This window comes from Pseudoalteromonas sp. MER144-MNA-CIBAN-0113, assembly GCF_040308965.1.
Classification (GTDB): domain Bacteria; phylum Pseudomonadota; class Gammaproteobacteria; order Enterobacterales; family Alteromonadaceae; genus Pseudoalteromonas; species Pseudoalteromonas tetraodonis.
Window position 1 is genome coordinate 1 of the sequence record NZ_JBEOOG010000076.1, and the last position, 19,290, is coordinate 19,290.

Annotated in this window: 15 protein-coding genes and 1 tRNA gene; 6 read left to right on the forward strand and 10 right to left on the reverse strand. The window is 40.9% G+C overall.

Annotation, left to right across the window (positions count from 1 at the left end):
* The coding region (locus AAEY57_RS15955) for a hypothetical protein (RefSeq protein WP_350608224.1) at positions 1 to 180 on the forward strand (180 nt) is incomplete at its 5' end.
* A gap of 257 nt (positions 181 to 437) precedes the next feature.
* On the opposite strand, the gene argS is transcribed toward AAEY57_RS15955, so the two are convergent.
* Positions 438 to 2,180 carry an arginine--tRNA ligase gene (argS, locus tag AAEY57_RS15960; RefSeq protein ID WP_024602101.1) on the reverse strand — a complete coding sequence of 581 codons (1,743 nt, stop codon included), beginning with the start codon at positions 2,178 to 2,180 and terminating at the stop codon, positions 438 to 440.
* A 62-nt stretch (positions 2,181 to 2,242) separates the two neighbouring features.
* Positions 2,243 to 3,832, reverse strand: coding sequence for a peptide chain release factor 3 (gene prfC / locus AAEY57_RS15965; RefSeq protein WP_024602102.1), 1,590 nt, complete (start codon positions 3,830 to 3,832; stop codon positions 2,243 to 2,245).
* 347 nt (positions 3,833 to 4,179) lie between these two features.
* On the opposite strand from prfC, the gene AAEY57_RS15970 reads away from it, so the two are divergent.
* Positions 4,180 to 6,837 (forward strand): ATP-binding protein, encoded by a 2,658-nt coding sequence (locus AAEY57_RS15970; protein WP_024602103.1) that lies wholly within the window; start codon positions 4,180 to 4,182, stop codon positions 6,835 to 6,837.
* 3 nt (positions 6,838 to 6,840) lie between these two features.
* Here the strand turns inward: AAEY57_RS15970 and rimI are convergent, their stop codons facing one another.
* The 5 genes from rimI to guaB form a co-directional block, all read right to left on the reverse strand.
* Complete coding sequence (gene rimI, locus AAEY57_RS15975; RefSeq protein ID WP_024602104.1) at positions 6,841 to 7,305, reverse strand: ribosomal protein S18-alanine N-acetyltransferase; 465 nt, start codon at positions 7,303 to 7,305, stop codon at positions 6,841 to 6,843.
* Positions 7,292 to 7,576 carry a hypothetical protein gene (locus AAEY57_RS15980; RefSeq protein WP_024602105.1) on the reverse strand — a complete coding sequence of 95 codons (285 nt, stop codon included), beginning with the start codon at positions 7,574 to 7,576 and terminating at the stop codon, positions 7,292 to 7,294. The genes rimI and AAEY57_RS15980 overlap by 14 nt, the downstream gene beginning before the upstream one ends.
* 64 nt (positions 7,577 to 7,640) lie before the next feature.
* Positions 7,641 to 7,717, reverse strand: a tRNA-Trp gene (locus tag AAEY57_RS15985).
* Positions 7,718 to 7,862: 145 nt separating this feature from the next.
* Positions 7,863 to 9,440, reverse strand: a complete 1,578-nt coding sequence (gene guaA, locus AAEY57_RS15990) for a glutamine-hydrolyzing GMP synthase (RefSeq protein WP_024602106.1) — start codon at positions 9,438 to 9,440, stop codon at positions 7,863 to 7,865.
* A 105-nt stretch (positions 9,441 to 9,545) separates the two neighbouring features.
* Positions 9,546 to 11,015, reverse strand: a complete 1,470-nt coding sequence (guaB, locus tag AAEY57_RS15995) for an IMP dehydrogenase (RefSeq protein ID WP_008110278.1) — start codon at positions 11,013 to 11,015, stop codon at positions 9,546 to 9,548.
* 134 nt (positions 11,016 to 11,149) lie between these two features.
* Here guaB and xseA point away from each other — a divergent pair, with 134 nt between their 5' ends.
* A complete protein-coding gene (xseA, locus tag AAEY57_RS16000) occupies positions 11,150 to 12,484 on the forward strand; it encodes an exodeoxyribonuclease VII large subunit (protein ID WP_350608225.1) in 1,335 nt (444 codons plus the stop codon).
* 15 nt (positions 12,485 to 12,499) lie between these two features.
* Here xseA and AAEY57_RS16005 read toward each other — a convergent pair whose 3' ends face one another.
* Together AAEY57_RS16005 and cysE are read right to left on the reverse strand one after the other, a co-directional pair.
* Complete coding sequence (locus tag AAEY57_RS16005) at positions 12,500 to 13,144, reverse strand: hypothetical protein (RefSeq protein WP_350608226.1); 645 nt, start codon at positions 13,142 to 13,144, stop codon at positions 12,500 to 12,502.
* 17 nt (positions 13,145 to 13,161) lie between these two features.
* Positions 13,162 to 13,980, reverse strand: coding sequence for a serine O-acetyltransferase (cysE, locus tag AAEY57_RS16010; RefSeq protein ID WP_010387694.1), 819 nt, complete (start codon positions 13,978 to 13,980; stop codon positions 13,162 to 13,164).
* Positions 13,981 to 14,306: 326 nt separating this feature from the next.
* Here cysE and AAEY57_RS16015 point away from each other — a divergent pair, with 326 nt between their 5' ends.
* Both AAEY57_RS16015 and AAEY57_RS16020 read left to right on the forward strand, forming a co-directional pair.
* Entirely contained in the window at positions 14,307 to 14,714 is a 408-nt protein-coding gene (locus AAEY57_RS16015; RefSeq protein ID WP_350608227.1) for a hypothetical protein, read from the forward strand.
* A gap of 1 nt (position 14,715) precedes the next feature.
* Positions 14,716 to 15,030, forward strand: coding sequence for a helix-turn-helix transcriptional regulator (locus AAEY57_RS16020; RefSeq protein ID WP_075169747.1), 315 nt, complete (start codon positions 14,716 to 14,718; stop codon positions 15,028 to 15,030).
* Positions 15,031 to 15,105: 75 nt separating this feature from the next.
* Here the strand turns inward: AAEY57_RS16020 and AAEY57_RS16025 are convergent, their stop codons facing one another.
* On the reverse strand, positions 15,106 to 17,988 hold the full coding sequence (locus tag AAEY57_RS16025) for a M16 family metallopeptidase (RefSeq protein ID WP_350608228.1): 2,883 nt from the start codon (positions 17,986 to 17,988) through the stop codon (positions 15,106 to 15,108).
* 249 nt (positions 17,989 to 18,237) lie between these two features.
* On the opposite strand from AAEY57_RS16025, the gene AAEY57_RS16030 reads away from it, so the two are divergent.
* Positions 18,238 to 19,194: a methylenetetrahydrofolate reductase gene (locus AAEY57_RS16030; RefSeq protein ID WP_138563101.1), complete on the forward strand. Its 957-nt coding sequence runs from the start codon at positions 18,238 to 18,240 to the stop codon at positions 19,192 to 19,194.
* Positions 19,195 to 19,290 lie beyond the last annotated feature (96 nt).

Here is a 19,290-nt window from a genome sequence, read left to right on the forward strand (position 1 = left end):
AGCTATCAGCTATCAGCTATCAGCTATCAGCTATCAGCTATCAGCTATCAGCTATCAGCTATCAGCTATCAGCTATCAGCTATCAGCTATCAGCTATCAGCTATCAGCTATCAGCTATCAGCTATCAGCTACAAAATTGGTGAACATACCGAACAGTGTCAATATAAATCTAACACCTAAACCTAAAATTATCTGTAAGTCTAGGAGTGCTAGCAAGGCGGTAAAACTATTTATGCATAGGAGCATACGGTTTGTATGTGACTTAGGCTAAATAGTTTTACCAACGCAGCTAAAACGAACTACACAACTCAGATATCTGCAAGTGTAGAAGTGCTGACAAGGCGAAGTGCTTTATTATGCCAAGGAGCATACATATAGTATGTGACTTAGGCTAAAAAAGCACGACAACGCAGTCAAAGCGAACTACACGTAGCAGATTACATTTGCTCCATGACTTCGATACCTAGTAAATCCAATCCTGTTTTCAGCGTATCTGCCACTAAATTACACAACACTAAACGACTATCACGAACACTTGGCTCTACGCCCTCTTTAAGTACTGGGCAAGCTTCATAAAATGTCATGTATAGACTAGCTAGTTCGTATAAGTAACCACATAATACGTGCGGTGTGGCTTCATTGATCATCAGATCAAGGACTTCTTCCAACTGCAATAATTTAAGCGCGAGTGTTTTCTCTTGCGGCTCAATAATACTTACATTGGCTTTTAAGCTTGCAGCATCAACGCCAGACTTACGGAAAATACTGCGAACACGCGTATAAGCATATTGTAAGTAAGGGGCTGTTGCGCCTTCAAAGCTTAGCATGCTGTCCCAGTTGAAGATGTAATCGCTGGTACGATGCTTAGAAAGGTCAGCATATTTAACTGCGCCAATACCCACTTTACGTGCAATTTCACTACGGTCTTCGTCAGATAAATCTGATTCACGCTCAGCGAGTTTAGCTGCTGCGCGAGTAATTGACTCTTCAAGCAAATCAGCTAATTTAACCGTGCCGCCTGTACGGGTTTTAAATGGTTTACCATCAGCGCCCATCATGGTGCCAAATGGACAAAACTCGTAACTAGTTTCATCACGTAATAAACCGGCTTTACGTGCAGTTAACTCTACTTGATTAAAGTGAAGACTCTGGCGCGCATCAACAAAAATTAAAATACGCTCTGCACCCAACTTGTTTGAGCGATAATCACACGCTGCTAAATCTGTGGTTGCATATAAAAAGCCGCCACCTGATTTTTGCACGATAAACGCTGAAGGTTCACCGTCTTTATTTGCAAGCTCATCTAAAAATACCACTTGTGCGCCTTGCGACTCTACTGCGATATTTTTATCTTTTAATAAGCTAATAATATCGTTAAGTTCGCTGTTATAAGCACTTTCAGCCATAATGTCGGCAGGTGTAAGGGTTACGTTTAAACGCTTGTATACTTCTTCAGAGTGTTTCACTGAAGTGGCAATAAATAGTTTCCACAGTTTTTCACAGTGTGCGTCGCCACCTTGCAGTTTAACTACGTAGTTACGCGCTTTATCGGCAAAGCCTTCTTCGTCGTCAAAACGCTTTTTCGCATCGCGGTAAAAGGTTTCTAAATCAGCAAGCGCAACAGTATCTAAATCAACACCTTGGTTAATTTGATCTTCTAAATGCGCAATTAGCATACCAAACTGTGTGCCCCAATCACCCATGTGATTTTGACGAACAACGGTATCGCCTCTAAATTCAAGCGCACGTACTACGGCATCACCAATAATAGTTGAGCGTAAGTGACCTACGTGCATTTCTTTTGCAAGGTTAGGCGATGAGTAATCAACCACTACTTTTTGTGGTTTGGCGTGCTCAGTTACGGCAAGTTTTGCGTGGTTATTAGCAGCTTGTACGCTTTGAGCTAAAAACTCCGGCTTTAAGTGAATATTAATAAAACCAGGGCCAGCAATTTCCGTTTTTTCGGCAATGTCGCTTACATCTAACTGATCAATAATTTTTTGCGCCAATTCACGCGGGTTACTTTTCATTTTTTTAGCTGCGCCCATCGCGCCATTAATTTGGTAATCACCAAACTGTGGGCGAGTGCTTTGGGTGACCGCTGGGTTAGTATCTTCTGGTAGGCCTGCGGCGGTCATAGCGGCAATGGCTTTTTCTACTAAAATAGTACGAATATTCATAATATTATTTACCTTTATAAGCCCGCCAAAGCAGGCTTTGTGTTAATTCTAGAGGCTAAGTGCTAGTTTTCACGCGTGTGATTAAATGTCACTTCAGGGTAACGCTCTGTCGACAAGTTAAGATTTACACGACTCGGCGCGATGTAAGTTAAATTATCGCCACCATCAAGTGCTAAGTTGCTTTCGCACTTACGTTTAAATTCTTCAAACTTTTTAACATCATCACAGCTAACCCAACGGGCTGTATTTACATTCACGCTTTCGTAAATTGCATCAACGTTATATTCAGCTTTTAAACGCGCTACCACCACGTCAAACTGCAACACACCTACCGCACCTACAATTAAGTCATTATTAATTAATGGTCTGAATACTTGTACTGCGCCCTCTTCTGAAAGCTGTACCAGTCCTTTTAATAGCTGTTTTTGTTTTAATGGATCGCGCAGACGAATACGGCGGAATAATTCAGGGGCGAAGTTTGGAATACCGCTGAACTTAATTTTTTCGCCTTGGGTAAAGGTATCACCAATTTGAATCGTACCGTGGTTATGTAAACCAATAATATCACCAGCGTAAGCATCAGCTGCACGCTCACGATCGCCCGCCATAAAGGTTACCGCATCAGAAATACTCACTTGTTTACCTATACGCACATGATTCATTTTCATGCCTTGGCTGTATTTACCCGACACAATACGCATAAAGGCAATACGGTCACGGTGTTTTGGATCCATGTTGGCCTGAATTTTAAATACAAACCCAGTGAAGTTTTCTTCTGTGGCTACAACTTGGCGGTCTTCTGTTTCACGAGGTAAAGGCGTTGGCGCCCATTCAGTCAGTCCATCTAGAACATGATCTACACCAAAGTTACCAAGTGCAGTACCAAAGTATACAGGCGATAACTCACCCGCTAAGAACAGATCTAAATCAAACTCGTGTGATGCACCAATAACCAGCTCTAACTCGTCACGTAACTGGGCTGCAAGTTCATCACCAATCGCTTGGTCAAGCTCTGGGTTATCAAGTCCTTTAATGCTACGCACTTCTTGAATAGTATGGCCTTGGCCTGTTTTGTATAAAATAGTTTCTTCGTTATGGATATGGTAAACACCTTTAAATTCTTTACCACAGCCAATTGGCCACGTAATAGGTGCACAGGCAATATTTAGCTCTGTTTCTACTTCGTCGAGTAGTTCCATTGGGTCGCGAATATCACGGTCACATTTATTCATAAAGGTAATAATCGGCGTGGTGCGCAGACGTGTTACTTCCATTAACTTACGGGTACGTTCTTCTACACCTTTGGCGGCATCTATCACCATTAAACACGAATCTACCGCGGTTAATGTACGGTAAGTATCTTCAGAGAAGTCTTCGTGTCCTGGAGTATCAAGTAAATTAACTAACGCATTGTTATATGGAAATTGCATTACTGAGGTAGTCACAGAAATACCACGCTCTTTTTCCATTTCCATCCAATCAGACTTAGCATGCTGATTAGAGCCACGCCCTTTTACTGTTCCGGCTTTTTGAATTGCTTGTCCGAATAACAATACTTTTTCTGTGATAGTGGTTTTACCCGCATCCGGATGCGAGATGATCGCAAAGGTACGGCGTTTATTAATTTCGCTAAGGAGATTTTGGTCTGCCATTAAAAAGGTTCTTTTAGTTGATATACGGATGTATTTGTATTTTAGTATGCTGAGCTTTCAAGGCTAAAAACAAGCTAACCTAGAAAGCTCAACATACCCCAACAAGAACCCAAATTAGCTCTTGTGACGCTATCCGTTAAGTTAATCGTAATTGAAGACTATTTTCGCTGATCTTGGCTTTATAAACAATCAATGGTTGGTTATTAACGGATCTTTTTTAAGTTTGGTGTTTTCAGCGATTATTAACAATAACGCTATAAATTCCCCACTAACTTAACACCAAGCTTGAGTAATGGTTCTGTAAATCATATTATTGTTCGATTACATGGAGGATTTGATGTTGGGTAATGAAAACCAGTAAGCTAAGTATTCGATTATTATGGTATATAACTCCACTGGTTATACTGCCGTTGTTATTTTTAGGTGGGTTTACGCTCACTAATGTAACTAACTCTACGCAAAAACAAGCTGACTTGATCATGAGTCGCTTTGTAGAGCAACAACAGCAAAAAGTATTCAACTATATAGACTCTTTTCATGCAACGGCTAAGTTACTCTCTGCCTCACCGGTACTAAGTGACTTTTTAGCTAAAGATTTATTTGAAGACGCCAGCTATACCTATCGCCTTGGGGCGTTAATGGATGTATTTGCCAGTTACAGTGAAGCCTACCCTGATATTATTAGTATTAATTTAGTCTCAAAAACCGGTGAAAGTGATGCCTATTACTCCAGTAATTTAACTGTCGCGCCAAAGTCTTATCCGTTTTTTGACCAAGTCATACAAAGCAATTTAAGCCAGCAGCAGTTTATGGTGCAAAAAGAAGACGGCACCACCAACTTATATTTTGTGCAACGCATATACAGCGTTGACTACTATTTAAAACGCCCACAACAACTTGGTTTTATTGTCCTTAAGGTCGAACCTTCGATTTTAAACACCAGTATTTTAGAAGCCCCTTATAACAACACCTTAAATTTACTGCTCGCCAATGATGGTAAAATTTTATTTAGCTCTGATTACAAAATGCGTGGCCACTATGTTAGTGAGTATGAACTTAATAAAATTAATGACCTAGCTGATATTGGCAGCTTATCAACCATTGAGCTTTCGAGCGTTGATAAAATAGAACGATTGATTTTCGCAGCCCAAATGAGTGGCGGCTACTATTATGTGTCGACCATTCCTAAAGCGGTACTGTATCAATCAGGTAAAGCAATTAGTGTCATCACTGGGCTAATTGTAATTATTTCTGTGATCACCCTACCGATCTTAATTTTTATTGTGGTGCGCAATTTACTGCTTAACCCAATTGAATTACTAGGTGAAGCAAGTCACCGAGTAGGTGATGGCGACCTCTCAGTCACACTGCCTGCTTATACTACCGATGAGGTAGGCATACTGTTTAACGACTTTAATCACATGATTAACCAAATTAAGCATTATCAAGAGCAGCTAGAAGAATATAAGCATCACTTAGAAGACAAAGTAGAGAGCCGTACTAAGGCACTTGAATCAATGAATAGTAAGCTTGAAACAGCCATCGCTCAAGCAGAGCAAGCAAACCAGCTTAAGAGTCGTTTTTTAGCCAATATGAGCCATGAAATTCGCACTCCGCTCACTGCTATTATGGGTTTTACCGAGCAACTACTGCATAGCGATAAGAAAACAAACGATAAACATCATTTAGGCACTATTCTTCGTAATTCAAAACATTTATTAGAGCTTATTAATAACATCCTCGATTTATCAAAAATTGAAGCCGAAAAACTCGCTGTTGAGCAAACACCATTAAATGTTGTGCAGCTTATTCATGATGTTGAATCAATCATTAAACCTTTAGCACAAGAGAAACAGCTTTCATTTACAATTAATTATTCGCTACCATTACCACATACCATAAATAGTGACGTTACTCGTTTAAAACAAATACTGATTAATATTGCCAGTAACGCAGTTAAATTTACTGAGCAAGGCCAAGTAACAATTACGGCAAAGTTTCAAGCACCAAAAATTCTTACATTTATAGTTGAAGACACCGGTATAGGCATGTCGGCAAACCAAATAAGTCGATTATTTACGCCATTTGAACAAGCTGATGCCACAACCACACGCCGATTTGGTGGTACAGGATTAGGGCTATGTATTTCAAAAAATTTGGCTCAGCTGCTCGGTGGCGATGTCAGCGTCACCAGTGAAGTGGGTGTGGGTAGTTGTTTTACTATCGATATAGATTGTCATTTAGGTAATGGGCTTAGTAGTAACCTGCTTTTGACTGAACACTCTCAGCTATCACCCGAAAAAGACCCGCAACTTTCTTTTGCAACCAATAACTTTGATGCGCATATTTTAGTGGCAGAAGATAACCCCGATAATCAGTTGCTGATAAAATTACTCCTTCAAACATGGGGGTTAGAGCCTGATATAGCCAATAATGGCGCACAAGCAGTAGAAATGGCACTAGTGAACGACTACCAGCTTATAATCATGGATATGCAAATGCCGGTTATGGGCGGCTTAGAAGCAACTAAAATGCTCAGAGATGCCGCCTACGATGGCCCAATTATCGCCCTAACCGCTAATGTCATGAACCATGATATAGATACTTACCTTGAAGCAGGCTGTAACAAAGCGCTTGGTAAACCCATTGATAAAGACGCACTAGAAAATGTATTAGTCAGCTATTTACACCTTGAACGCGATAATCAAAATAAGTGGGATAGCTTATTAAAAAGTGAGAAATTTCAGCAAATAAATGCTAATTATTTGGCAAGTTTACCTGATTACTTAAAGCAGATAAAAACCCTTTATAACAACCAAGATTGCGAAACACTACGCGCACTTGCCCACAGTATTAAGGGCAGTGCCGGTTGTTTTAACTTTGATGATATTTACCATAGCGCATCAGCGCTTGAGCAAAGTTTAAAAGGCAATGATATGACTCAAAGAGAAAAACGCGTTGTAGAACTCATTACAGCAATAGAACAAGCCATCGCTAATAAGTAATCATTAAAAATTTAAACCCAGTGCCATGCCCATTAAAATCGCATCTTCAAAGCCATTTTTATTTGGCGCATCGCTGGGGTAATAATTTTTACGTACTGACATTTCAATAAAGCCCGCACGCTCATACAAAGCAATCGCCCGCGTATTAGACTCTCTCACTTCTAAAAATAAGTTTTCGGCACTGTGTTGCTCGCCGTACGCTATAAACTGCGTTAATAACTGCTTAGCAAATCCTTGTCCCTGAAAGCTCGGGGCAACACAAATATCCATTAAGGTAAAATCGGGCCCTGCTTTTTCACCAATGTAAAAGCCTATCATTTGCCCGTCATCGAACGCAGCTAAATTGAAATAGCGCCCCTGCAAACACGACTGCATTGTTTTTAACGTCCAAGGGTGTGTATGACAGGCATTTTCAATGGCCATCAGCTCATTGATATTCTCATCGGTAACCGACTTAAAGTGTATCAAGGTGTTCACTCATTAAAGCCCATAACGCACGTTTTTGCGCACAGGTTAGGTTAGAATCAGGCAGGCCTAATTGTTGCTCACTAAACTCAATGGTTGATGATTTAACAATCTTGTTTATTGTTACAGGTGCAAACGCACGCTCAATATCATCTTTTAATGTATCACAGAGTATTAACGATGAAGTCGCTGACAACTCAGCTTGAGCTGGGCGAAAGTGTTGATTAAGTTCAAGCTTTTCTATACCAAAAACAGATGCGTAACGTGAATGCATAACAACTCGATGGATTAGTAAGATGAATAATATAGGAAGTAATCAAAACGATGTAAAGAAGAAATGGCAGGGGCGGAGAGATTCGAACTCCCAACCGTCGGTTTTGGAGACCGCTGTTCTACCAATTGGAACTACGCCCCTGCAATGACGATGAATTATAAAGACCTTTTGACAAAGGTAAAGTAAAAAATCAACTTTTTGGTTTGTTTGCTTTTTAAATAAACAAAACGGCGAATTAGCATGCTAATTCGCCGTTAGTTATTACTTAATTATAGCAATGGGAGGATTATTCCCACTCGATAGTGGCAGGTGGTTTTCCTGAAATATCGTAAACAACGCGTGAGATACCGTCGATTTCGTTAATGATACGGTTAGAAACCACACCTAAAAACTCATACGGTAAATGTGACCAACGTGCAGTCATAAAGTCGATGGTTTCAACACAACGAAGTGAAACAACCCAATCGTACTTACGTGCATCACCCATAACCCCTACCGACTTAACCGGTAAGAATACAGTAAACGCTTGGCTTACTTTATGGTAAAGCTCTGCTTTGTGAAGCTCTTCAATGAAAATAGCATCAGCGCGGCGAAGTAAATCACAGTACTCTTTTTTGATTTCGCCAAGTACACGCACACCTAAACCAGGCCCTGGGAATGGGTGACGGTAAAGCATGTCGTACGGTAAACCTAGCTCTAAACCAATTTTACGTACTTCATCCTTAAATAACTCACGTAATGGCTCTACTAAGCCCATTTGCATGTCATCTGGTAAGCCGCCCACATTATGGTGCGATTTAATCACGTGTGCTTTACCAGTCGCTGATGCCGCTGATTCGATTACGTCAGGGTAAATTGTACCTTGGCCTAACCATTTTGCGTTTTTAAGCTTTTTAGCTTGCTCATCAAATACATTAATAAACGTGTGGCCAATAGCTTTACGCTTATCTTCAGGATCTGATTTACCTGCTAAGTCATTTAAAAATTGATCTTCGGCATCTACTTTAACAATGTTTAAACCAAACTTATTGCCAAACATATCCATAACTTGCTGGCCTTCGTTTAAACGAAGTAAACCGTTATCAACAAATACACAGGTTAGGCGCTCACCAATAGCACGGTGAATAAGCATAGCCACAACCGATGAATCTACACCGCCTGATAAGCCTAAAATAACTTCGTCGTCACCTACAGTTTCTTTGATACGCTCAATGGCGTCATCAATGATTTTTGCTGGCGTCCATAATTTTTCACAACCACAAATATCAATAGCAAAACGCTCTAGTAAACGTTGACCTTGATGTGTGTGTGTTACTTCTGGGTGAAATTGTACACCGTAAAAGCGTTTTTCTTCGTTAGACATTGCCGCATGCGGACAAGTAGATGTTTTAGCTGTGGTATTAAAAGTATCTGGAATTTCCATTACTTTATCACCGTGGCTCATCCACACATCTAGTACGCCATTGCCGCCATCAGTAATATGATCTTCAATGGCATCAAATAATGCACAGTTACCCACTTTTTCAACTTGTGCGTAACCAAATTCTTTTTTATCTGAGCTATGTACACGGCCGCCAAGCTGCGTTGCCATAGTTTGCATACCGTAACAAATACCAAGTACTGGAACGCCTGCATTAAATACATACTCAGGAGCACGCGGGCTATTTTCAAGCGTGGTTGATTCTGGGCCACCAGAAAGGATAATACCTTGTGGGTTAAACTCGCGAATTTGCTCTTCGGTTACATCCCAAGCCCAAAGCTCACAATAAACACCAATTTCGCGCACGCGACGGGCGATTAACTGCGTGTATTGTGAACCAAAATCTAAAATGAGGATTCGTGAATCGTGAATGTCTTTGCTCATGAAGTATCTCGTAAAGTCAGGTGCTAAACGCCACCAGCTTAAGCTGTGTGACTATATTAGGGCTAACAAAGGTTAGCCCACTTTTTTCAAGTTGTTAAAGGCTGATTAGCCTAAACGGTAGTTCGGTGCTTCTTTAGTAATTTGCACATCATGAACATGCGACTCACCCATACCAGCAGAAGTTACACGTACAAACTGTGGTTTAGTGTTTAGCTCTTCGATTGTGGCACAACCGGTTAAGCCCATTGCACTGCGAAGACCACCCACTTGTTGGTGAATAATGGTCGCAATTGGCCCTTTATAAGCAACACGACCTTCAATGCCTTCTGGTACTAACTTGTCAGCTTGGTTTGATTTTTGGAAGTAGCGATCCGATGACCCTTCTTTTTGATCCATCGCACCTAGGCTACCCATACCACGGTAAGACTTGTAGTAACGACCTTGATAAAGCTCCACTTCACCTGGTGCTTCTTCAGTACCCGCGAGCATAGAGCCAACCATTACACACGATGCACCGGCAACCAATGCTTTTACAATATCACCAGAAAAACGAATACCGCCATCGGCAATCACTGGAATATCGCGACCTTTAAGGCCTTCAACCGCATCTGAAATGGCTGTTATTTGTGGTACACCACAACCAGTAACAATACGTGTAGTACAAATAGAACCTGGGCCGATACCTACTTTAACAGCATCAACACCGGCATCTGCAAGGGCAATAGCACCTTCGGCAGTTGCCACGTTACCCGCAACAATTTGTAAATCAGGGTAAGCTTGACGAGTCGCTGCAACACGGTCAATAACACCTTGAGAGTGACCATGAGAAGTATCGATTAGTAGTACATCAACACCGGCTTCAACTAATGCAGCAATTCGCTCATCAGTGCCTGCGCCAACGCCTACCGCAGCACCTACACGTAAACGGCCTTGCTCGTCTTTACATGCATCTGGTTTGTCTTGTGCTTTTTGGTAATCTTTTACGGTGATCATGCCTTTAAGTTTAAACGCATCATCAACCACAAGAATCTTCTCAATGCGGTGTTCGTGCATTAAGCTTAAGATATCTTCGCGAGCAGTTCCCTCTTTAACCGTTACTAGGTTTTCTTTTTTCGTCATCACTGTTGAAACCGGCTGTTCAAGCTTAGTTTCAAAGCGCATATCACGACTAGTTACAATACCTACAAGGTTATTTTCGCTATCGGTGACCGGAAAACCTGAGAATCCCTTTTCCTGAGACAATTCAACAGCATCTGCAATAGTCAGATCGGCCGTTACTGTAACAGGGTATGAAACAATACCTGCTTCATAGGTTTTAACTTTACGAACATTTTTCGCTTGTTCTGCAATGGTCATGTTTTTATGAATAAAACCAAGACCACCTTCCTGCGCGAGGGCAATAGCTAAACGAGCTTCTGTAACAGTATCCATAGATGCTGAAATGAGCGGCAAGTTAAGTTTGATACCACGCGTTAAGCGAGTTGAAATATTTGCCGTATGTGGCAAAACAGTAGAATGACCAGGTACTAAAAGTACGTCATCAAAGGTAAGAGCTTCTTTAGCGATTCTAAGCATTTTGGCAACTTCTCACATGTGGATCTAAGATAAGGAATTGCGGCCAAATTTTAACAGCGTTGTAGGCACTAGTAAATAATATTTTGTATTTATTTATGATAAGCTAGATTTATAAATGTTTTTTGGTAGTTTTTATGTTTTCTAAGCCCTCGCAAACGGTTTATACCGTATCTCGCCTTAATCGTGAAATACGTGCCTTACTTGAACAAGGTTTTGCGTCTTTAATACTCACAGGTGAAATTTCTAACTTTATTGCGCCTGCTTCTGGGCATTGGTATTTTTCGTTAAAAGACGATAAAGCGCAAATTAAAGCCGCCATGTGGCGAGGCAATAATCGCAACCAAAGTTACCGACCAATTAACGGCGCACAAGTAACCGTTAAAGCACGTGTATCTTTGTACGAACCCCGTGGTGACTACCAGCTTATTGTTGAACATATGGAGCCTGCCGGCGAAGGGCAACTTAAGCAAGAGTTTGACGCGCTAAAAATGCGTTTGGCTGCAGAGGGCTTATTTAGCTCCGCTTATAAAAAACCCCTACCCCAAAACATAAATCGCATAGGGGTGATCACCTCACCTACAGGCGCCGCAATTAAAGATATTTTAACAGTACTAAAACGTCGTGCGCCGCAATTAGAAGTCGTTATTTATCCTGCGATGGTGCAAGGCAAAGAAGCGCATGGCCATTTAATAAAGCAAATAGAGCTGGCAAATTTACGTAATGAGGTCGACGTTATTATACTCGGGCGCGGCGGTGGTTCATTAGAGGATTTATGGTGCTTTAACCATGAGCACCTTGCTCGCGCTATTTATCAAAGCTCGCTGCCCATTGTGAGCGCTGTTGGACATGAAATAGATACCACGATTAGCGATTACGTTGCTGATGTACGTGCAGCAACTCCTTCTGCAGCCGCAGAGCTCGTAAGCCCCAATACACAAGAGCTACATAATAGGGTTCATCAGTTAATTAGCCGTTTAGCGAATGCATTTAAACACGACATTGCCGATAAACGCGCACTAGCCATACAGTTGCAGCACCGCTTAAATTTATGCCACCCGCGCAATCAGCTAAACCAAAAATCACAACGCTTAGATGAGCTGAGTATTGCACTGCAACAGGCAATGCGTCAGCGTTTATACCAGCAAGAACGCGTGTTAGCTAATTTAACACCCAGACTAATGCGCCAATCACCAGATAAAAAGCTAGCAAATGCAAACTATCAGTTAGCACAACTCCATGCAAGGCTAAACCAAGCGATGCAACATCAGCTGCATCAGGCAAATAACAAGCTTGCCTTACAAGCAAGTCGGCTTGATTCGGTTAGCCCCCTTAATGTATTAGCGCGCGGTTACAGCATAACGAAAACGGCGCAAAATAAAGTGGTTAAATCAGTGGAAGATGTAAAAGTGGGTGATGTGTTGATCACTGAGTTAGTAGATGGCCAGGTTATTTCAAAGGTAGAAGCTTAGCCATATTGCTAAGCGCTAGCCTTGCGTACTAACAGTAAACTCAATACGGGCATCGTTAGATTGAGATGCACTGAGTTTAAATTGCTGCCACCAAGGTTCAAGATGAAGCTTATCGTTTAGCTCGCGCCATAATTTAGCTCCATAATTAACGGCATGTTGGTTAATGGTAAGCTCAAACTTACAAATTGTTTGCTTACACTTTAGCGCTGTAAGCTCAGCGCTATCTGCAAACTCATTAATAATTAAAAAGTCAGTTAACGCGACTTCAAGCTCGTAACTCCATTCGAGATTATCAGCCTCTTGTTCAAACTGTATTGCGAGCTCATCATCAAGCTCTACACTTTCTGATTGATTTAACTTTAACTGTTGTTGAGACTGCTTAAGCTGGATTGATTTTTTTTCAAGCCGCTGATTAAGCTCAACCACATGTTGTGCTAGCTGAGTTTGTTGATCAGCCTCTTGGGCTTTATTAACCTGCACTAAACCTTGCAAAGTAGTTGGCTGATTATTGACTTGATTGTTAGCCGAAGAGATTACAGCTTGTTTGGGCGCTGAGGAAACACCAGTGGAATCTTTAAAAAATAAAAAGTAACCACTTGCTAACGCCACGCCTGAAGAAAAACAGAGCAACATAGCCACAAGGTTACTTTTATATATCATTTCTAGGTACTCAAAAATTAAAGCATTGCACTGGTGTGCGATTCGTTTTCTGGCTCGGGGTACTCTAAAAAGTTTTGGTTCATACTTTCTGCCGGGCACTCACAATCAGGACGACCAATAATTTTTGCAGGTACACCAACAGCAGTTGTGTGAGGTGGCACAGGGCTTAGTACCACAGAGCCTGCACCAATACGTGCGCCCTCGCCTACTTCAATATTACCCAACACTTTAGCACCCGCCCCAATAAGTACGCCCGCTCTAATTTTAGGATGGCGATCGCCTTGCTCGTTACCCGTACCACCTAATGTAACCGATTGTAATATAGATACATTATCTTCAATTACTGCAGTTTCACCTATAACAATACCGGTGGCATGGTCAAACATGATGCCTTGGCCTACTTTACAGGCAGGGTGAATATCAACCCCAAACACCTCTGAGGTACGGCTTTGAATAAAGCGCGCAAGCTCTTTACGATTTTGTTGCCATAAGCAGTTTGCTAAACGGTGTGCTTGTATCGCGTGAAACCCTTTTAAATTTAAAATCACGGTAAGGTAGGTTTCGGCTGCAGGGTCACGATCTTTTACTGCTTTAATATCATGAGCAACATGTGTCAGCATGCGGTCACATTTTACAAAAGCTTGGTCAAACAACTCACGGATTGTAAAAGCAGAAACCACAGCATCAGCTAGTTTATTAGCAACAATAAAACTCAATGCCGACCCTAAGCACTCATGATTTAAAATACACGAATACACATGGCTCGCTAAAAGGGGTTCACGAGTTACTACTTCATTTGCTTCACTACGAAGCTGTTGCCAAATTTCATGACGCATAATAATGCCTTAAGTTAGTACAAAGAGCCTACCGCTAATTCTAACGGATTTAGCCGCCTAGGTGTTAATGCCTTTGTTATTTGTTCTGGTTATTAGATATAACTAGCTAAGTTTTATCTATGTAATACTTTTTTAAAGCTAGAGCATATGACAGCTAGGCTGATTTAGCTATTCATACAAAAATAAAATAAGTTAATAAAAATCAGTAAATAACAACATATGACAGCTCGTGTGTCATGTGCCAAAATAGCCACTGGCGTACTGCTGACGGCGTAAAAAATAATAATAAACGCTAAATTAGCATCATCAACTCAACAAGGATAACGATGATGAAAAACGACATATTAAATACAAAAAAATTAGGCTATAAATTTTACTTTCAAGATGGCGATAACCAAATAGCCTGTTTTGGAAGCTACTTCACAGGTAAAGAAGAAGTCTATATTAACGATGACTTAGTTAGCAGCAGACGCAGTGTTAATATCAAAAGCTCACACAAATTTGATTTTGAAAACTCGCAGTACCAAGTGAAGTTTGACATGCTCAACATACTGACAGGACGACTTGAATGCACTCTTTACAAAGATCAAGAAGTGCTTGCCAAGCAAGTTCAAAGTAGCCTTCCTAGCGATCCTAAAAAAGCGGCTTTTTTTATTCTAGGCTGCGCGTTAGGTGGAGCAGTATTTGGCTATACCACTGCAACAGTCGTAGAGCTAATTGTAGGGAAACTTTAACATGCAATTAAACCCTACAACGGTAAAGTCGCTTAGGCACACATTCGATTGGACACAACAACAGCTTGCCGATGCCTGCGATGTAAGCTTGCGAACCATTCAACGAGTAGAAAAAGAAGGTGCAGCCTCAAAAGAAACCACCATGGCCTTATGTGCGGTATTTGAAGTACGCCAAGGTGAGCTTATTAAGCTTGATGAAAACAACCAAAATGATGCCAATAACAGCCCATCTAAAAGTTTTATTGCTGGTTTAGTTATTAGCTCTGTTATTAGTTTTGCCCTTGGTGCAGCCTCAGTACTATTAGTAAGTAACTAGTATTTACAACCTAAAATATAAAAATGCCCCAATGCTTACTGCACAGGGGCATTTTTTAATACTTAAAAACTTAAATTATTGAAATACTTTATCCACCTTTACTACTTCAATATTTTTTGCAGGAATTGCCAGTTTATAATCAGCAATTACCTTATCTTCAGCCACTAACTCGGCAGGCTTATCGGTGTTATACACCATAGGCGAGGTTTGCATAGTTGCTAAACGTTTTTGCATATCTTCACCATCACCGGTAACAAACACATAGTGAATATTCTCAGTTTGTAGGTTGTCTTTAATCACGCGATTTACATCGTCAACGCTTAATGTTTTCAGTTTGCTTGTGACGTAGTTTACAAAACTGTCGGTGTTATAAAACTCGCTATCTAGCGCATAACCTAACTGGCGATTTTGACTAGCAACCATTTGTGGCACAAAGTTAATTAAAAAGTTACGCGTGGCTTCAAAATCAGCCTCAGTCATGCCATTTTTAATTAGCTTATCTAGCTCAAATAATGCGGTACGGGTAGCAAAATGCGCATCGTTGTTTGAGCGCAGTGGACGCAGCCACACCTGGAATATTTGCTCAGAGCGCCCTAAGTTTGCATCAGGTTTTGTTTGAAACATACCTCTAGGGAAGTATTCAATATAGGCGTAATCACCGTAATTCATACCACGGGTTTGACGAATACGTTCGTACAAGTAACTGTTAGAACTACGATGCTCACCAAAGTACGAGCGTACTAACCACAGGGCGGTCCAGTCTTCGCTGCTACGAATGGTATCAATAGGGAACCCGAACGACACAGCCGTTGATTGCGCTGACTTTTCAACAATCGTTGCATGATGGCCTTTAAGCTCTGGCGCATCAGGGATTGTTAAGCGGCTTTGTTCGCCTTTTGGAAGTGTCGCCAAGTCAGCTAACATTTGTGCTTTAAGTTTTTCAGGCACAGCACCAATTAAACCCACAGTAAGTTTAGCTTGTGTAAGTTCAGCATTATAAAACGCTTTAACATCATCAAGAGTGAGCGCTTCTAAGTCAGATAAGTCACCGTAGTTATAGCTTTCATAAGGGTGGCCTTTATAAAGCACACTGTAGAGCACTTCTTTACCCAACTCTTCGTCGTTAGAAGCTTTTAAACCCGATTTAATGCCATCGATCATTTCTTTTTTCAGACGTTTAAAGTCATCTTCTCTAAAGCCTGGCCTTAACAGCTGCTCACTCACTAGGGCATACCACTGAGCAGCATTATCTTTATGAATACGCCCTTGGAACGACAGCATTTCTTTATCTATTTGATAACCAAAGCTACCCGCCAGCGGATACATTGCCTTTTTAATATCTTTGTAACTCATTGAGGTTGAGCCACCTTGCGCCAGCATTGCGGCAGTGAGTGCTGCCACGCCTTTTTTGCCCTGCGGATCGGCAGCGGCACCGGTATTGAATAATAAGTTAATATCGATTAACGGCGAGCTATTGGTTTTATCAAGCACCTTAAAGATAGGCTTACTCGGTACTTGCTGATACTTAGCTACCAACGCATTTAAGTCGCTTTCTTGTTCAAAACCAGGGGCTTTATCAAGTGCCGACATAGTAATTGTGGTGCGCGCATTATCAACAAAATACTTATTTGCAACGGCTCTAATATCTTCGCTAGTGATATTGTCTGCCGATTTATACAGCTGATTAATTACCTCAGGATCGCGCTCAAAATGCATATAGCTGGCAAGTGTAGAGGCAATTGCCTGCGATGAATCTAAACCATTTATAAAACTGTATTTAAGGTTAGACTTTAAATCGCTGAGTTTTTGGCTATCAACCAATTCGGTACGCGCTTTGGCATACGTACGGTTTATAGCATCACGCACTGTGGCTAAATCATCGGCATTTTCAACTTTTACAAATACATGCAGTAACCCTGGATCTTTAGTTTCTGGGTTATAAGTAAACATTTGACTCGCGATTTGCTTTTCTACTACCAGTTCTTGGTAAATATCTGAATTGCTCGAAAAATAAAGCTGCGACAGTAAATCTAATGCGGCTCTGTCTTTTTTCTGAGGCTCCCATGCAGCCCCTTTATACGACACAAGTAACCAATGGCCAGGTAATCCCTCGTTTTGCTCATGCACATATTTTGGCGCTTGCTGAGTTGGCTCTTTTGGAATATCAGCAACATAGTCGCCTTTTTGCCAATTACCCCAATGCTTTTTAACCATCGCCATGGTCTCTTTTGGATCAACATCACCAACAATCACAAGCGATACATATTCAGGCTTATAAAACTTAGCAAAAAACTCTTTACCGTAGGCCATTTGATCTGGCATGGCTTCAATATCTTCAAAAAAGCCCATTGTAGTGTGTTTATAGGTATGTTTTTCGAACGCTTCTTGGCGTACCGCACTTAATAATTTACGAATTGGACTGGCGTTATTTTTTAAGTACTCGCCTTTAACCGTTAGCGCTTCGGTTCTAAATTGCTCTTCGGTGTAGCTTAGGTTTTGAAAAATATCAGCTTCAATCTCAAGTACTTTATCAAGATGTTGCTTTGAAAAATTTAAGTGGTAGTTAGTGTAATCGTTAGTTGTGTAGGCGCGGTTATCAACCCCTGAATTTTTTAGAATATCTGAATACACATCTTGCGGAAACTTTTCAGAGCCTTTAAACATCATGTGTTCAAAAAAGTGAGCAAAACCAGTTTTACCCGCTTCCACTTCATTACGCGAGCCAACAGATACAGGTATTTGTAGCGATACTACATCTGGGTAATCGGTTTTAACTACCATCACACGTAGGCCGTTATCTAGCTCTTCTATTAGGTAATCTTGTGAAAAAACACGCTCATCTGCTTTATTAACTTGTTCTTGTTGAGCTGCTGTTTGCGTGTTTTGACTTTGCTGCATAGCACAACCGGTTAAGGCCAGCGATACCGCTAGGCTAGTTGCCAATAATTTAAATTTCATTGTTATCCCTTTTTAAATTGAGCAATTTTTAAAACATTTACCAAACTAAGTATGCCGTAAAGTAATTAAATATAAGAGCCCTAAGCCTATTAATTATGTAAACAACTGTGTCAGTTATTGCTGGTAACTTGGTTTAACTATGAAAATAATTCACGTTAATTGAGAAACTTTCAATAAATAAATCTATCTAGACGTCTAAATGGCTGCTATATTAAATCCATCATCACTAATTAAGCTGGAATGGGGATTATGGCTTTATCACTTCAAGAAAAAATACAGGACACCAACCAAGGTGTTTACCTAATTGGCACAACACCGCCAAAAATTGGGACTGATAAAGCGCAATTAAAAGTCATTGCCGAAAAGTTATTAGGCCGTTTACACGAAATTGAATATGACGGTGTGATTATTTATGACATTCAAGATGAAAGCAGTCGTACAGAGCAAGCACGTCCATTTGCATTTAAGCAAACAGTTGATCCGCGCGAGTACAGTCAACTCTTACGAGGCTTATCTGATCTTGATGTAATTACTTATAAAAGTGTAGCTCAGCGCGGTGTGAGTGAGTTTAAAGCGTGGTTAGATGAAACTAAAAATGACTACGATTTAAAAAACGTAGTGTTAGTGGGTAGCCCATCATCAGCCGGTGATATAAAGCTGAGCTTACCGAATGCCTACAAAACACTAGCAGAGCAGTCAGAAGACTTCTTTTTAGGTGGTGTAACCATTGCTGAGCGCCATGCCAATAAGCGCAACGAGCACCAACGATTAATAGAAAAAACAGCACAAGGATGCCAGTTTTTTATCTCTCAAGCCGTGTACAACGCACAAGCAACCATAGATTTAATAACCAGTTATGCGCGCACATGCAAAGCACAAGGCCTGACACCTAATCGGATTATATTAACCTTTACGCCTTGTGGTGGTGAAAAAACCTTAGAGTTTATGCAGTGGCTAGGTATTTCAGTGCCAGAGGCAACTAAATGGCGCATGCTTGATTCGGAAAATACATTAAGCGAATCGGTGCGTATTTGTCGCGAAAACCTCGACTCAATTTTAAAAAGCTGTGCCCACTTAGGTGTACCACTGGGTTTAAATATTGAAAGCTTAACCAACCGTAAAGAAGAAATAGACGCATCAATTAATTTATACCGATTGCTAAAAGCCACTATGGAATTAAATATTGCGGAGAAACTGATAGCTTAATTGCGGGGTTCGGGGTTCGGGGTTCAGGGTTCAGGGTTCAGGGTTCAGGGTTCAGGGTTCAGGGTTCAGGGTTCAGGGTTCAGGGTTCAGGGTTCA

What these genes read in the sequence shown, in the direction of transcription:
- AAEY57_RS15970 (WP_024602103.1), top strand. Translation starts at nt 4,180, where the DNA reads ATGAAAACCAGTAAGCTAAGTATTCGATTATTATGGTATATAACTCCA.
- guaA (WP_024602106.1), bottom strand. Translation starts at nt 9,440, where the DNA reads ATGAGCAAAGACATTCACGATTCACGAATCCTCATTTTAGATTTTGGT.
- argS (WP_024602101.1), bottom strand. Translation starts at nt 2,180, where the DNA reads ATGAATATTCGTACTATTTTAGTAGAAAAAGCCATTGCCGCTATGACC.
- AAEY57_RS16020 (WP_075169747.1), top strand. Translation starts at nt 14,716, where the DNA reads ATGCAATTAAACCCTACAACGGTAAAGTCGCTTAGGCACACATTCGAT.
- AAEY57_RS16025 (WP_350608228.1), bottom strand. Translation starts at nt 17,988, where the DNA reads ATGAAATTTAAATTATTGGCAACTAGCCTAGCGGTATCGCTGGCCTTA.
- AAEY57_RS16030 (WP_138563101.1), top strand. Translation starts at nt 18,238, where the DNA reads ATGGCTTTATCACTTCAAGAAAAAATACAGGACACCAACCAAGGTGTT.
- AAEY57_RS16005 (WP_350608226.1), bottom strand. Translation starts at nt 13,144, where the DNA reads ATGATATATAAAAGTAACCTTGTGGCTATGTTGCTCTGTTTTTCTTCA.
- guaB (WP_008110278.1), bottom strand. Translation starts at nt 11,015, where the DNA reads ATGCTTAGAATCGCTAAAGAAGCTCTTACCTTTGATGACGTACTTTTA.
- prfC (WP_024602102.1), bottom strand. Translation starts at nt 3,832, where the DNA reads ATGGCAGACCAAAATCTCCTTAGCGAAATTAATAAACGCCGTACCTTT.
- AAEY57_RS16015 (WP_350608227.1), top strand. Translation starts at nt 14,307, where the DNA reads ATGATGAAAAACGACATATTAAATACAAAAAAATTAGGCTATAAATTT.
- cysE (WP_010387694.1), bottom strand. Translation starts at nt 13,980, where the DNA reads ATGCGTCATGAAATTTGGCAACAGCTTCGTAGTGAAGCAAATGAAGTA.
- AAEY57_RS15980 (WP_024602105.1), bottom strand. Translation starts at nt 7,576, where the DNA reads ATGCATTCACGTTACGCATCTGTTTTTGGTATAGAAAAGCTTGAACTT.
- xseA (WP_350608225.1), top strand. Translation starts at nt 11,150, where the DNA reads ATGTTTTCTAAGCCCTCGCAAACGGTTTATACCGTATCTCGCCTTAAT.